Origin of the sequence: Rhodoferax sp. BLA1 (assembly GCF_013416775.1) — a bacterium.
GTDB lineage: Bacteria > Pseudomonadota > Gammaproteobacteria > Burkholderiales > Burkholderiaceae_C > Rhodoferax.
On sequence record NZ_SZVI01000003.1, the window covers coordinates 89,079 to 102,767 of the forward strand.

10 protein-coding genes, 1 tRNA gene and 1 pseudogene are annotated in these 13,689 nt (G+C 59.9%); 4 read left to right on the forward strand and 8 right to left on the reverse strand.

Going from position 1 to position 13,689, the window contains the following annotated elements:
• The first annotated feature begins 41 nt into the window (after positions 1 to 41).
• From FDG13_RS03965 to FDG13_RS03975, 3 genes are all read left to right on the forward strand, one after another.
• Positions 42 to 116, forward strand: a tRNA-Arg gene (locus FDG13_RS03965).
• Between the two features lie 393 nt (positions 117 to 509).
• Positions 510 to 2,279, forward strand: a complete 1,770-nt coding sequence (locus FDG13_RS03970) for a methyl-accepting chemotaxis protein (protein ID WP_180125516.1) — start codon at positions 510 to 512, stop codon at positions 2,277 to 2,279.
• 264 nt (positions 2,280 to 2,543) lie between these two features.
• The gene (locus FDG13_RS03975; RefSeq protein WP_078366500.1) at positions 2,544 to 2,891 is read left to right on the forward strand and encodes an HPF/RaiA family ribosome-associated protein; all 348 of its coding nucleotides are present in this window, start codon (positions 2,544 to 2,546) and stop codon (positions 2,889 to 2,891) included.
• A 113-nt stretch (positions 2,892 to 3,004) separates the two neighbouring features.
• Here the strand turns inward: FDG13_RS03975 and FDG13_RS03980 are convergent, their stop codons facing one another.
• From FDG13_RS03980 to FDG13_RS20850, 3 genes and pseudogenes are all read right to left on the reverse strand, one after another.
• A complete protein-coding gene (locus FDG13_RS03980; RefSeq protein ID WP_078366501.1) occupies positions 3,005 to 3,682 on the reverse strand; it encodes a MarC family protein in 678 nt (225 codons plus the stop codon).
• A 52-nt stretch (positions 3,683 to 3,734) separates the two neighbouring features.
• Positions 3,735 to 5,249 (reverse strand): BCCT family transporter, encoded by a 1,515-nt coding sequence (locus FDG13_RS03985; protein WP_180125517.1) that lies wholly within the window; start codon positions 5,247 to 5,249, stop codon positions 3,735 to 3,737.
• Between the two features lie 296 nt (positions 5,250 to 5,545).
• Positions 5,546 to 5,766, reverse strand: a pseudogene (locus FDG13_RS20850) (phage integrase N-terminal SAM-like domain-containing protein); the annotation flags it as partial.
• Positions 5,767 to 5,865: 99 nt separating this feature from the next.
• Between FDG13_RS20850 and FDG13_RS03995 the strand changes: the two are divergent.
• A complete protein-coding gene (locus FDG13_RS03995) occupies positions 5,866 to 6,213 on the forward strand; it encodes a hypothetical protein (RefSeq protein ID WP_180125518.1) in 348 nt (115 codons plus the stop codon).
• 238 nt (positions 6,214 to 6,451) lie between these two features.
• On the opposite strand, the gene FDG13_RS04000 is transcribed toward FDG13_RS03995, so the two are convergent.
• The 5 genes from FDG13_RS04000 to FDG13_RS04020 all read right to left on the reverse strand — a co-directional run bounded on the left by FDG13_RS04000 (position 6,452) and on the right by FDG13_RS04020 (position 13,640).
• Positions 6,452 to 8,059 (reverse strand): DUF342 domain-containing protein, encoded by a 1,608-nt coding sequence (locus FDG13_RS04000; protein WP_180125519.1) that lies wholly within the window; start codon positions 8,057 to 8,059, stop codon positions 6,452 to 6,454.
• A 384-nt stretch (positions 8,060 to 8,443) separates the two neighbouring features.
• Complete coding sequence (locus FDG13_RS04005; protein ID WP_180125520.1) at positions 8,444 to 9,637, reverse strand: phosphoglycerate kinase; 1,194 nt, start codon at positions 9,635 to 9,637, stop codon at positions 8,444 to 8,446.
• Positions 9,638 to 9,843: 206 nt separating this feature from the next.
• Positions 9,844 to 10,515 (reverse strand): HAD-IA family hydrolase, encoded by a 672-nt coding sequence (locus FDG13_RS04010; protein ID WP_180125521.1) that lies wholly within the window; start codon positions 10,513 to 10,515, stop codon positions 9,844 to 9,846.
• 10 nt (positions 10,516 to 10,525) lie between these two features.
• Positions 10,526 to 12,595, reverse strand: coding sequence for a transketolase (gene tkt, locus FDG13_RS04015; protein ID WP_180125522.1), 2,070 nt, complete (start codon positions 12,593 to 12,595; stop codon positions 10,526 to 10,528).
• 169 nt (positions 12,596 to 12,764) lie between these two features.
• Positions 12,765 to 13,640 carry a phosphoribulokinase gene (locus tag FDG13_RS04020; RefSeq protein WP_180125523.1) on the reverse strand — a complete coding sequence of 292 codons (876 nt, stop codon included), beginning with the start codon at positions 13,638 to 13,640 and terminating at the stop codon, positions 12,765 to 12,767.
• Positions 13,641 to 13,689 lie beyond the last annotated feature (49 nt).

Here is a 13,689-nt window from a genome sequence, read left to right on the forward strand (position 1 = left end):
CCGCCAATTGCCCCACCAGCGGCCTTTACAATCCCCCGTCCCTCGCCATAGTTCAATGGATAGAACGAGTGCCTCCTAAGTGCTAGATGCAGGTTCGATTCCTGCTGGCGGGACCATCTAATAAAAAAGGCCTCTGGCCCTTTTATCTATTGGGGTTTTCACTCTCATTTGCAGAGCAAAACACACCCATCGGCAGCGCCCAACTTCGGCTCAGCCCCAGCACCACAAACGCAGCTTCCTCCAAGGAGCACGAGCCAGCAGATCCTCCCGCAGTGAAAGACCCTGTCGGGTGCGTCTCCCAAAGCACAAGATACGATGCCGGGCGGTACCGCCAACATGGCATCCCATCAATGCAGTGGTCACTTGAGAGGGTATTGAAATGACCTTTTTGCAACAAAACTTCAAAAATAAAGATCAAGAAAATTCATTAATTAAATACCAAATTTGATTAAATTAGATTGAAAATCTCAGCAATCAGCTAGCAAATACCACCACAGCAGGAATTTCGCATGAACTTACTTCGCAGCTTCAGCATCAGCGGCCGCCTTTACCTGGTGTCGCTCGCACTCATCACTGCACTGACGGCGCTGGCCGTCAGCACCTGGGTTCAACTGGCCAATGTGCACGACATGGCCAAAAATGCTGGCGGCGTGAAGGTGTTGCAGCTGGAACTGATTGCCAGCACAGAGCTGAGGGTGACGCAGGTGATGTCCTCCATGCGCCACGCGCTGTTGATGAAAACCCCCCAAGACACCGACCTGGCGATCCAGGACATCCAGGCCAAGCGGGCCCAAATCTCCAAGAACGATGCCGACTATCTGAAAGAAATCACCACCCAAGAGGGCAAGGACGCCTTCCAACGCGACTGGCTGCAATTGCAGGCGGTGACCTGGCCGGTGGCTGAGGCCAACATGCAGTTGCTCAAAGACGGCAAGGCCGAAGAAGCACAAGCCATGTTGCTCGACAAAACCATTCCAGCCTACGCCAAGATGCAGGACTGGCTGGGTGAATCACGCCGCGCACAGGGCAAGGAGTTGGCCAAGGAAGTGGACACCATTGGCACAGCCACCAGCAACATCCGTATCTACATGGCGGTTCTGGTGGCCGCCATTGCCGTGGGTCTGCTGGTTTTTTCCTGGTACATCGCCCGCACTTTGCGCAGTCGGGTGAGTTTGTCCCAACTTGTGGCCGACCGAGTGAGCCAGGGTGACTTCACCGTGACGGTGGACGACCCGGCGCGTGATGAATTCAGCCCCTTGTTGCAGTCCTTGTCGCAGATGCAAACCTCCCTGACACGGGTGGTGTCCTCGGTGCGCCAGGGTGCGGAACGGGTGTCCACCGCCTCGGCCGAAATTTCATCGGGTAACCATGACCTGTCGGCACGCACCGAGTCTCAAGCCAGCGCTCTGGAAGAAACCGCCGCCTCCATGGAAGAGTTGAGCTCCACCGTCAAACAAAACGCCGACAGCGCACGCCAGGCCAACCAGTTGGCAATGAGCGCCAGCACCGTGGCGGTGCAAGGTGGCGAGGTGGTGGCCCAGGTGGTGGAAACCATGAAGGGCATCAATGAATCGAGCCGCAAGATCAGCGACATCATCAGCGTGATTGACGGCATTGCCTTCCAGACCAACATCCTGGCGCTCAACGCCGCCGTGGAAGCGGCCCGTGCCGGTGAACAAGGTCGAGGTTTTGCGGTGGTGGCCAGTGAAGTGCGCAGCCTGGCCGGGCGCAGCGCCGAAGCCGCCAAAGAAATCAAGAGCTTGATCAGCGCCAGCGTTGAGCGGGTGGAACAAGGCTCAGCCCTGGTCGACCAGGCGGGCACCACCATGACCGAAGTGGTGAACTCGATCAAGCGGGTGACCGACCTGATGGGTGAAATCAGTGCCGCCAGCACCGAACAGAGCCAGGGTGTGAGCCAGGTGGGTGAAGCCGTCACACAAATGGACCAAGCCACCCAGCAAAACGCCGCCTTGGTGGAAGAAATGGCAGCTGCCGCCAGCAGCCTGCAGTCTCAGGCGCAGGAGCTGGTCGAAACCGTGGCGGTGTTCAAACTCACCCCCCAAGATGGACTGCGCCTGGGCGCCCCCGCCCCTGCGGCCGTGCGCGCCCATCCCCCCAAAACCAGCTCCTTCAAAGGCCCGGAAAAACGCGCCGGAGGTGTTCCCCAAGGTGCCGCGGCACGCACACAGGGCAAACCGGCTCCCTTGCCTGCACCAACACCCAAACCCGCAGCAAAACCATCCAGCGGCAGCGGGGAGGGAGATTGGGAGTCGTTCTGAGCCTCGAACGGGGCTGGTCTCGCACAGCTGCGCCAACGTCAGACCAACGCCAACCTGCCAGGCAACACGGCCTGCGATCTCGTGGTGTGTCAGTGTGACTGGGTACGGCCAGCATCAGGCTTGCTCAAGGGCCTTGATGCCTTGTGTCGGGTGTGTGAACAGGTCTACTGGCTGCGCCCAACGGGGCGGGCTAAGTTAGAGTGACATCTCGCCATTCACCCAAAGTGCCGACCAATAGGTCGGACACAACCCAGGAAACAAACCATGCAAGTACAAGTCAACACGGACGACCACATCCAAGGTGGTGAGTCTTTGGCCCAATGGATTCAGGACGAGGCTGGCGCACGCTTGGCCCGCTTCAGAGAAAACATCACCCGTCTGGAAGTTTTTTTGACCGATCTCGACGGTGCCAAGTCCGGTGCAGATGACAAACGCTGCCGACTGGAGGCCCGCGTGGTCAGTCGACAGCCAGTCACCGTCACGGCTGACGCGGACAAGATGGCCAGCGCGTTCATTTCTGCGGTTGAAAAACTGGCGCGCGCCCTGGACACCGACCTGGGTCGTGTCAAGGACCGCAACGGGCGCGACACCATTCGTACCGTGCAAGATTAATTCCGCTTCCAAACCAGTCCGCCAAAAAGCCTGAGTCGACAAAGACTCAGGCTTTGTAGAAGCAAGCCCCATCGCATTGCCCCCTGGATTGCGGAGTTGACCGGATTCGGTGCTTACAACAGCAGGCTGCGCAGCAACTCGCTCAACCCGTCCCACACAATCTGCACGCCCAGGCACAGCAGGATGAAAGCAGACAGGCGCAAGAAAATCACGCTGCCAGCCTCGCCCAACGGCTTGAGCAACTGCTGGGCATAACGGAACGCCAGGTAAAGCAGCAGACCAATCGTCAGCAACGCCAGCACACCGCCGCCCATGCGCACCAAGGACAACGACAGGCGTGTGTCGTTGAGCGCCACGCCCACGGTGATGGCTGCGGCGATTGAGCCCGGCCCGCAGCTGATAGGAAAGGTGAGCGGGTAAAACGCCTGGCGCCGTGCCTGCTCAGGCGTGTACGACTCAGCCAAAGCCGAGCGGCTGTCGTCGCTGACATGGTTGGCATTGAGCAGGCGCCATGCCGAAGCAGCCACGATCAGCCCGCCACCCACGCGCACGATGGGCAGCGAGATGCCGAAGAACTCCAGTACATAAGAGCCCACCAACATCGAACCCACCATCAGCGCAAACATGTTGCGCGCGATGCGCCGCGCCAGCAACGCCCGTGTGCTGGGCGAGGCACCTTCGGTCAGACCCAGAAAAATTGGCGCCGTGGCGGCCGGATTCAGGATGGGTAGGATGGCGGCAAACACAAACAAGAAACTCTTGCCAAAAGCCAGTGCGAGTTCATAGCTCATGGGCACCACTCAAAAATCACCCCAGCAGGAGTGCGCAAGATGCAGCGAGGGGTCATTTCAATACCTCCCGTATACGCCGGCGAAGTGCCTTATCGCGCTTTTGCTCAGCATCCCAATCTTCACGCACACCGCGCCACAGCGCCACTGCCATGAGCACGATCACCAGCGTGAACGGCAACGCAAACACAATGGTGGCGGTCTGCACCGCCTTCACCCCGCCAGCCAGCAGCAGACTGATGGCAATGCCCGAGACCAGCAGGCCCCAGATGACTTTCACGCGTGCGCTCGGGTTGGCATGGCCACCCGTGCTCATCATGCCCAACACCAGGGTGGCGGAGTCGCCTGAGGTCACGAAGAACAACAAGACCAGCACGGTGGCCAACCCTGAGAGCAGCCCGCTCATGGGCAAGGCATCGAACAAAACGAACATGGCCGTGGACACGTCAGCACCCACCGCCTCGGCCATGGGCAGGCCCTGAATGATCTCCATGTTGAGGGCTGTGCCGCCAAACACAGAAAACCAAATGAAGGCCGCCAGCGTTGGTGCAAGCACCGTGCCCAAGATGAATTCACGGATGGTGCGACCACGCGAGACGCGCGCGATGAACAGGCCAACGAAAGGTGACCAGCTCACCCACCAGGCCCAGTAAAAAACCGTCCAGCCACTGATCCAGCCGCTATCGCGGAACGGTGTCATGCGCAAGCTCATGCGCACAAACTCGCTCACGTAACTGCCCAGCGTGCTGGTGAAGGTGTCGATGATGGCCACCGTCGGCCCCATCAGAAACACGCCCAGTGTGAGCAGCGTGGCCAGCGTGAGGTTGATATTGGAGAGCCACTTGATGCCCTTGGTCACACCTGTGATGGCCGACGCGAGAAACAACACGGTGGTGATCAGGATGATGGCCACCTGCGAGGTGTTGCTCACCGGCAGGCCCATCAGCGTATTGAGACCGCTGTTGATCTGCAGCGCACCCATGCCAAGGGATGCCGCCACGCCGAAGGCCGTGGCGATCACGGCCAGCACGTTGACCACTGGCCCGAGCTTTCTCATGGGTGCCCAGGGCAGAGATTCAATCGCCGTGCTCACCAGGGCAGAGCCACCCTTTCGAAACTGAAAGAAGGCGATGGCCAGCGCCACGATACTGTAGACCGCCCAGGGATGCAGACCCCAATGAAAGAAGCTGTAGCGCATGGCAGCGTTGGCTGCCTCAGGTGTGTTGGCCACGATGCCAGGCGGCGGTGCGCCGTAGTGAGAGATCGGCTCTGCCACGCCCCAGAACACGAGGCCGATACCCATGCCGGCGGCAAACAGCATGGCAAACCAGGACCCGATGGAAAACTCAGGTTCGTCATCTTCGGCACCGAGCTTCAGGTCACCATAACGACTGAAGGCCAGCACCATGGCCAGCACCACCAAGCCCAGCACCACCCAGAGGTAGAGCCAGCCGAAGTCACGTGTGATCACCGCCAGCAGCGTGTCAAACACACCGCCAAGCGAGTTGGGAGCAACAATGCCCCATAAGACAATGGCCAGAATCAGTCCGGCCGAGAAGTAAAGTTGCATGAAGGAATTTCCAGTAAGGGTTAAAACGCTGAGAAATTCAACCGCATCAGGTCAAATCCCAAACATTGACGATGGGCTACGCTGAGCCAGACCCGCTCTGCAGCAGGTCTGATTCACACCTTGGCTCAGTCAATAGTTGACTCGGCGGCCAAGCTTTTGTCCTGGCACAAGTTGCGCCACCCGGTCACCGTCTGCCTCGAATTTAACATCCTCACCCATCTGGGCATCACAGTCGTCCAGCTAAGAAGGTCAGGACGCGGGGAATATGACAGCACCAGTGGTAGGTTTGGACCGAACCGCCGGTGGGTCGAAACAGATACCTTGAGCAGGGTCGCCAGATCGTCAAGAACGCTTCAATTTCAACTTACCCCATATCGCGAGGGTGCTTAAGACCGTGAAACCGGTTGAAGTTTTTGACCCAATACACGTAAGCCTCTTCGGTTCGGACGCTATAGTTCAAGTATCGAATCTGCTCACGTAACTGATCCAGCAGCCGGGTGGACTTGAAAACCGGCATGCTGGTTTTTCTGGGGTTGTTATTACTATCCACTCATACTGCATATCGGCAGCAAGCCTTATTGCAAGCGGGTTTGCGCGTATGTCGCTTGGAGATATTATGACGACAGCTACCGTTTTCGGGAGAAAGATTCTGCCCCCCATATTGAGGCCATACATGTCAAAAACATATCACCTGATATATCTATTAGATGAAGTCGAGGATCCTCAGTGGTCTCACCTTCATCGTTTTATTCATCCAGGATCTCGTAATGAGCAGGGATGGAAATCTATTTTTTGTAGAGATTTAGACATGAGCGGCCAGTTTCTCTCATGCCTAGCTAAGGACTACTCTGGTGGAAAAGCAAAGAACATCTTTCTTCGACATGGGCTTATTGCATCAATTATTGAAATTGCCTCGCACGATAATCCACTAGGATTTAAAAATCTTGAAGCAGATTTGGAATAAGCATAAGTTCCGTTTTATGCCTACCATACGGTCAAGCCGACCCGCCTACTGCGGGCAGCTTACCTTGTCCGTTAAAACTGCATTTTGAGCGGCTGCTGTGGAGCGCCATGAATGACCGCAGACAACCACGCAAGCAGCTTAACAGGCCACTCACCCTCCCGATAAGCCAAACTACTTGCCCCCAAGCGCGCGCCACGCCACCCATGCAACCGCGCTGAGCGGTCAAAACACGCAACCCTCAAACCGGCACCAGCACCTGTGCCCGCCCCGCTGCGTCGGTGAACAACAGTCCCTCTGCCGGGTCGATCAGGAACGCGCCGTCTGGGAATTCCTTGCGCAGGCGCGCCAGTTTGCTGCCAATCGACAGATCCACCGCGCCGTCAACACCCTGCACAACCTCCACTCGGGCCTTGAGCATCACCGCCGTCTGCTCCTCCAACTCTCGGCGCTCGTTGAGCGACTTGGACCAGGCCTGCACCGCCTGGCGCCAGGTGGCCTTGACGCGTTCGAGCATGCCTTTGGGGTCGCCGATGGTGGCCAGATGTTTGCCGAGTTTTTGCAGGTTTTCTTCGGTGGCTTTTTCCTTGAGCAGGCGCTCGTCCAGCGCCTGCAGCTGCGCTTGTAATTTGGCATTGGCGCCGAGTTTGACCACGGTGATGCCGGCCTTGTTGGAGCCCAGCAAGGGCACCCGCAGCAGCATCATGGCGGTGGCGCTGCCGCCCATCAGGCAGCCGCGCTGGGGCAGTTTGTCCCCAATGACGATCTGGTTGAGCGACTCCAGCTCACAGCCCAGTGCCATGTCGTCGATCGAAATCACGGTGCCAGCGTGGATGCTGCTGGCCTCGGCAAACCGTGCCGATACCGCCCCCTGCGCCCGCACCTGTGACTTGGCAATGATGCCGCCCGCCACATGGATGTCGCCCCCGGCCTCTAGCTGGGCGCCGTCCACCGCACCATTGACCACAATGTCGCCGCTGGCTTGCACCGTCATGCCGTGGGTGACATCACCTTCCACCTGCACCGTGCCTTCAAAATGGATGTTGCCGCTGGCCATGTTGACCTCAGCGACACGCAGCACGGGTTCAACCATGACACCGTGCTCCACCAGCACCGGCTGCCCTGCCACAGCAGCTTCCAGCAGGTTGGGGTCGCCACTGGCGGGTTGGGCACCCGCCAGCTGCGAAGAGAACGACAGATCCAGACCCGGACGCGGGGACAACTCCCGGCCCTTGACGGTGTGGCCGGGCACACCGTCGGTGGCGGGTGTGCGCCGCATCAGCGCCTCACCGGGGCGCACCACCACAATGCCGCTGTGTTCGCGGTAGTCGATCAGCCCGCTGTCGTTGAGCTTGGGGGCGCGGTCTGCCGTCAGGTCAAGCAGCGCATCAAACGCGGCATCCTGGCCGTCTTGGGCGGGCTCGCCACTGGCCACCGGCCAGTGCGCAATCTGCCCCACCCGACAGGCGTGGATCAGCGCCGCCTCGTTGATGCCAAACACCACACCGGCCGCTTTCAGCGCCTCTTGAATGTCTTCCAGGGTGATGGGTTTGCCACCCTGGGCTGGGCTCAGGCTGACCTGCACCACCATCTCGTCGGGCGCAATCTCCAATTCCAGACAGGCATCACGCCGCTCGGCCACCTGCACCACAAACGGTGTTTTCAGGGTGTTGCAATCGGCGGCGCTGGATGCAATAACTTCTTTGTAGAGCTGGCATTGGCTAAACCCGCCATCTTGCAACAAGCTGTGGAGCATGGCCGCATCCACGGGTGGGCGGTCGGCTGCAGGCTCGTGGTGCAGAAACACCCGCCCATCGGACTCGCTCAGAGTAATGCCATTCAGGTTCATGATCCGCTATCCGCCTTTTGGTGTGGGTACTGGGGCCAGAGTCCCCAACGACAGGGCCTCAAACGCGTTGAAGTGTAGGGGTGCAACGACTGAGCGAGATTGACAAATGACAGACGCCATAGAGACAGCCGAGCCCACAGCCACGTCTCAGAGCAGGCCCCAGCTTGTGGTTGAGGCCACCCACCTGGTTTTGGTCCGATACATTTGGCATGCCCGCTTTTGGGGCCGACACTTGCCAACGGCATGGGCCTGCCACAGGTATCAAAAAGAGAGCTACCTGCCCTTATGACATAAGGGCTAGAGCCAACTTTCATGCTTAAAACTAAAAAAGGGCCTCCCGGCCCTTTTTGGTTGACGCCACCCAGCCAGGCTGGGTGTGGGGTCTTAACCCTCAGCGCGTTTTTGCAGGATCTCGAACGCGGGCAGGGTTTTGCCTTCCAGCACTTCGAGGAAAGCGCCGCCGCCGGTAGAGATGTAGCCCATGTCTTTTTCAATGCCGTATTTGGCAATGGCCGCCAGGGTGTCGCCACCACCAGCCAGCGAGAAAGCCGACGATTCCGCAATCGCCATGGCGATGGTTTTGGTGCCGTTTTCAAACGCGGGAAACTCGAACACACCCACCGGGCCGTTCCAGACGATGGTGCCAGCGGCCTTGAGTTGCGCAGCCAGCTTGGCAGCGGTGACCGGGCCGATGTCCAGGATCATGTCGTCGTCGGCCACATCGGTAGCGGCCTTGACGGTGGCCACGGCGTCGGCGGCAAAACTCTTGGCGCAGACCACGTCGGTCGGGATCGGCACGTCAGCACCGCGCGCCTTCATGGCGGCGATCACGGCGGTGGCTTCACCCACCAGGCTGGGTTCGGCCAGGCTCTTGCCGATCTTCATGCCAGCGGCCAGCATGAAGGTGTTGGCAATGCCACCGCCGACGATCAGGTTGTCCACATTCTTGGCCAGCGCTTGCAAGATGCTGAGTTTGGTCGACACCTTGGAGCCCGCCACAATCGCCACCAGTGGGCGTTTCGGGTTGGCCAAGGCCAGGTTGATGGCGTCGATTTCAGCCGACAACAAGGGGCCGGCGCAGGCGATCGGGGCAAACTGGGCGATACCGTAGGTGGTGCCTTCGGCGCGGTGCGCGGTGCCAAACGCGTCATGCACAAACACGTCGCACAGGGCGGCCATTTTTTTGGCCAGCTCTTCGTTGTTTTTCTTCTCACCCTTGTTGACGCGGCAGTTTTCCAGCATCACCAGTTGACCGGGTTTGACGTCCACGCCATCAACCCAGTTGGCAACCACGGGAATCTCGCGGCCCATCAATTCACCGAGGCGCTTGGCCACAGGTGCGAGGGAGTCTTCGGGCTTGAATTCACCTTCGGTCGGGCGGCCCAGGTGGCTGGTGACCATCACGGCAGCACCGGCGTCAAGCGCCATCTGGATACACGGCACGCTGGCGCGGATGCGGGTGTCTTCGGTGATGTTGCCGGCATCGTCTTGCGGCACGTTCAAATCGGCACGGATAAACACACGTTTACCCTTGGCTGCGCCACTGGAAATCACATCGGCAAAACGTACAACTTTCATACTCTAGGCTCCTTGAAAAAATGGGATGACATACGCCCTGTCTACGGCGTGATGTGCTCGCGTCATCTTGCTGATTGTCGCGCGACTCGCCCAACAAAATAACAAGGCCATAACATGCACCCCCCTACCATCCAGGGGGGCGTGGCAACACCCTCTGGATGCAGGGTCAAATTAGCCTACAACCCTTTATCCAAAAGGACTAGCAGCTATGCATCCAATAGCACAGAAATATCGGCAATCACACGGTCTGGCGCACAACTTTGCACGTTTTGCCCCATGTTGTAACCATAGGGCAACAGCCACACCGGCACACCAGCGGCCCGTGCGGTGGCGGCGTCGATGCTGGAGTCGCCCACAAACAGGGCGCGCCCGGGTGCCACGCCAAACTGGGCCAAGGCATGGGCCACCCCGGCCGGGTCGGGCTTTTTGGTGGAGAAGGTGTCACCGCTGATGACCAGGTCAAACAGGCTGGTCAGGCCATGCACGTCCAGCACCACCTGGGTGTAGCGCCCCTCCTTGTTTGTGACCACGGCCAGCTTGACACCCCGCTCACGCAGGGCCACCAGGGTCTCCAGCACCTTCGGGTACAGGTGGCTGCGGGTGCCGCAGCGCGCGTTGTAGGCCAGGTTGTAGACCGGCAGGATCTGAGCCAGCAGCGCACTGCTGCGCACCACGGCGGCCTCAACACCTGTGACCTGCGCCAGCGCTTTCACCAGCAGCGCCAGCGTGCCGTGGCCGATCCAGTCGTCCACCTGCTGCTGGCTGACCTCGGGCAAACCAAAACGCCGCAAGGCGTCGTTGACCGCGTCCAGGATCTCGGGCGCGGTCTCCACCAAGGTGCCATCCAGGTCAAACATGACCAGATCAAAACCAGCCATGGCCCAGCCTTCAGTTGTAGGACGGAACCACCGTGTCGGGCAAAGCCTCGGCGTGTTTGTTGGCGGCCCGGTGCACGATGGTGCGCACGGTGGTCACGACACGCTCCACGGTGATGCCAAAGTGCTGGTACAGCTGCGGCGCCGGGGCCGACTCACCAAAGGTGGGCATGCCAATCACCACACCGTGGCGGCCGACGTATTTGCGCCAGAAGTCCGGGTGCGCCGCTTCAATCGCCAGCGACGGGGTGTTGAACGGGATCACCATCTCTTGGTAAGCATCGGTTTGGCGGTCAAACACGTTGGTGCAAGGCATGGACACCACACGGGTGGCAATACCCAGGGCGGCCAGCTCGGCCTGCGCCTTCATGGCGATCTCCAGCTCAGAGCCGGTGGAGACGATCACCGCCTGCGCACCTTCCATGTCTGACAGGATGTAGCCACCCTTGCGGATGTTGTCCACCATGCTGACATCGGTCAGGCGCGGCAGATTCTGGCGCGACAGGCACAGGGCGCTGGGGCCGTCCTTGCGCTCCACCGCACAAGCCCAGGCCACGGCGGTTTCCAGGCCATCGGCCGGGCGCCACACGTCCAGACCGGGGATGATGCGCATGCTGGGGATGTGCTCAACACTCTGGTGCGTCGGGCCGTCTTCACCCAGGCCAATGCTGTCGTGGGTGAACACATGGATGACGCGGATCTTCATCAACGCGGCCATACGGATGGCGTTGCGGCTGTAGTCGCTGAAGGTCAGGAAAGTGCCACCGTAGGGGATGTAGCCGCCGTGCAGGCAGATGCCATTCATGATCCCGGCCATGCCGAACTCACGCACGCCGTAGCTCATGTGGTTGCCCCACTTGTCGCGCCCGGCCTTGACACAACCCTTGAAGTTGGTCAGGTTGGAGCCGGTCAGGTCGGCACTGCCGCCAAAAAATTCGGGCAACAGCGGTGCAATCGCGTCGAGCGCGTTTTGGCTGGATTTGCGGGTGGCAATCGAAGCCGGGTTGGCGGCAATGGCCTCCAACAGACCGGGCAACTTGTCGGCGTAGTCCGTCGACAAATCACCGGCCATGCGGCGTTTGAACTCGGCGGCCTCTGCCGGGAAAGCGGCGCTGTAGGCGGCAAACTTGGCGTCCCAGGCATGTTCAGCGGCAACACCACGCGCCACGGCGTTCCAGGCGGTCGCAATGTCGGCGGGGATTTCAAACGGTGCATAAGGCCAGCCCAGTGCTTCGCGAGTGGCGGCCACTTCGGCGGCGCCCAGAGCGGCACCGTGCACATCGTGGGTGCCAGCCTTGTTGGGGGAACCCAGGCCAATCACGGTCTTGCAGCAGATCAGGGTCGGTTTGCCATCGGCCAACACGGCCTGGGCCTTGGCGGCTTTGACGGCGGCGTCCACCGCAGCCGGGTTGTGGCCGTCCACACCGGCAATCACGTTCCAGCCGTAGGCATCGAAGCGTTTGGGGGTGTCGTCGGTGAACCAGCCTTCCACATGGCCGTCGATCGAGATGCCGTTGTCGTCATAAAACCCAATCAGCTTGGACAGACGCAGCGTGCCTGCCAGCGAACAGACTTCGTGGCTGATGCCTTCCATCAGGCAACCGTCACCCATGAACACATAGGTGAAATGGTCCACGATGGCATGGCTGTCTTTGTTGAACTCGGCAGCCAGCAGCTTTTCAGTCAACGCCATGCCCACCGCGTTGGACAGGCCCTGGCCGAGCGGGCCGGTGGTGGTTTCGACACCGGGGGTCACACCGACTTCGGGGTGACCCGCAGTTTTGCTGTGCAGTTGGCGGAAGTTTTTGAGCTCACTCATCGGCAGGTCGTAGCCGGTGAGGTGCAACAAGGCATAAATCAGCATCGACCCATGGCCGTTGGACAACACAAACCGGTCGCGATCAGGCCAATGGGGGTTGGCCGGGCTGTGTTTGAGGTGGCGATTCCACAACACTTCAGCAATGTCAGCCATGCCCATGGGGGCACCGGGGTGGCCGGATTTGGCTTTTTCGACGGCGTCAACTGCCAACATACGGATGGCGTTGGCCATCTGCTTCGCGAATTCGGGAGTGGGTGTAGTCATGGTGTTTCCAAAAAACTGAGGAGTAGATTTTGACATTGTTGTGGACGGCCACTCAAATGTTCAAAAAGTCTGGCAACGCGGGTGGCCACGGCCCGGCGCGCCAACGCGGCCCCTTTCAGGCGGGCTGTTGGCGGCAGGTCAGCGTCGGCACGCGGCCAGGTTTCGGGGTTTACGCGGCTTTCTTTTTGCGCTCGAGCATGCGCCAGACAAAGGGTGTGAAGATCATCTGCATGGCCAGCTCCATCTTGCCGCCGGGCACCACGATGGTGTTGGCGCGGCTCATGAAACTGCCGTCGATCATGCTGCGCAGGTAGGGAAAGTCGATGCCCTTGGGGTTGGCAAAACGGATCACCACCATGCTCTCGTCGGGGCTGGGGATGTCGCGCGCGATGAACGGGTTGCTGGTATCGACCATCGGCACCCGCTGGAAGTTGACATGGGTGTGTTCAAACTGCGGGCAGATGTAGTGCACGTAGTCGGGCATGCGGCGCAGGATGGTGTCGGTGACGGCCTCGGTGCTGTAGCCGCGCATCTTCTTGTCACGGTAGAGCTTCTGGATCCATTCCAGGTTGATGACGGGCACCACACCCACCAGCAGGTCGGGGTGTTTGGCGATGTCCACTGTGTCGGTGACCACGGCGCCGTGCAGGCCTTCGTAGAACAGCAGGTCGGTGTCGGGTGGCACGTCTTCCCAGGGTGTGAAGGTGCCTGGCTCTTGCTGGTAAGGCGCGGCTTCTTCGGCGTCGTGCAGGTACTTGCGGCGCTTGCCGGTGCCGCTGGCGGCGTAGTTGGCAAACAGCGATTCGAGTTCGGCGAACAGGTTGTTTTCAGGGCCGAAATGGCTGAAGTGTTTGTTGCCAGCGGCCTCGGCCTCGGCGGCTTTTTGCTTCATCTCCTTGCGGTCGTAACGGTGAAAGCTGTCGCCTTCAATCACGGCGGCCTTGACCTTTTCGCGGCGGAAGATGTTGTCGAAGGTGCGGGTCACCGAGGTGGTGCCCGCACCGCTGGAGCCGGTGATGGCAATGATGGGGTGACAAATGGACATGGCAAACGTCTCCTGAGGATAATAAATTCGGTGATTTAGCCCTCTAGCC

What these genes read in the sequence shown, in the direction of transcription:
- FDG13_RS03970 (WP_180125516.1), top strand. Translation starts at nt 510, where the DNA reads ATGAACTTACTTCGCAGCTTCAGCATCAGCGGCCGCCTTTACCTGGTG.
- FDG13_RS03975 (WP_078366500.1), top strand. Translation starts at nt 2,544, where the DNA reads ATGCAAGTACAAGTCAACACGGACGACCACATCCAAGGTGGTGAGTCT.
- FDG13_RS03980 (WP_078366501.1), bottom strand. Translation starts at nt 3,682, where the DNA reads ATGAGCTATGAACTCGCACTGGCTTTTGGCAAGAGTTTCTTGTTTGTG.
- FDG13_RS03985 (WP_180125517.1), bottom strand. Translation starts at nt 5,249, where the DNA reads ATGCAACTTTACTTCTCGGCCGGACTGATTCTGGCCATTGTCTTATGG.
- FDG13_RS03995 (WP_180125518.1), top strand. Translation starts at nt 5,866, where the DNA reads ATGACGACAGCTACCGTTTTCGGGAGAAAGATTCTGCCCCCCATATTG.
- FDG13_RS04000 (WP_180125519.1), bottom strand. Translation starts at nt 8,059, where the DNA reads ATGAACCTGAATGGCATTACTCTGAGCGAGTCCGATGGGCGGGTGTTT.
- FDG13_RS04005 (WP_180125520.1), bottom strand. Translation starts at nt 9,637, where the DNA reads ATGAAAGTTGTACGTTTTGCCGATGTGATTTCCAGTGGCGCAGCCAAG.
- FDG13_RS04010 (WP_180125521.1), bottom strand. Translation starts at nt 10,515, where the DNA reads ATGGCTGGTTTTGATCTGGTCATGTTTGACCTGGATGGCACCTTGGTG.
- tkt (WP_180125522.1), bottom strand. Translation starts at nt 12,595, where the DNA reads ATGACTACACCCACTCCCGAATTCGCGAAGCAGATGGCCAACGCCATC.
- FDG13_RS04020 (WP_180125523.1), bottom strand. Translation starts at nt 13,640, where the DNA reads ATGTCCATTTGTCACCCCATCATTGCCATCACCGGCTCCAGCGGTGCG.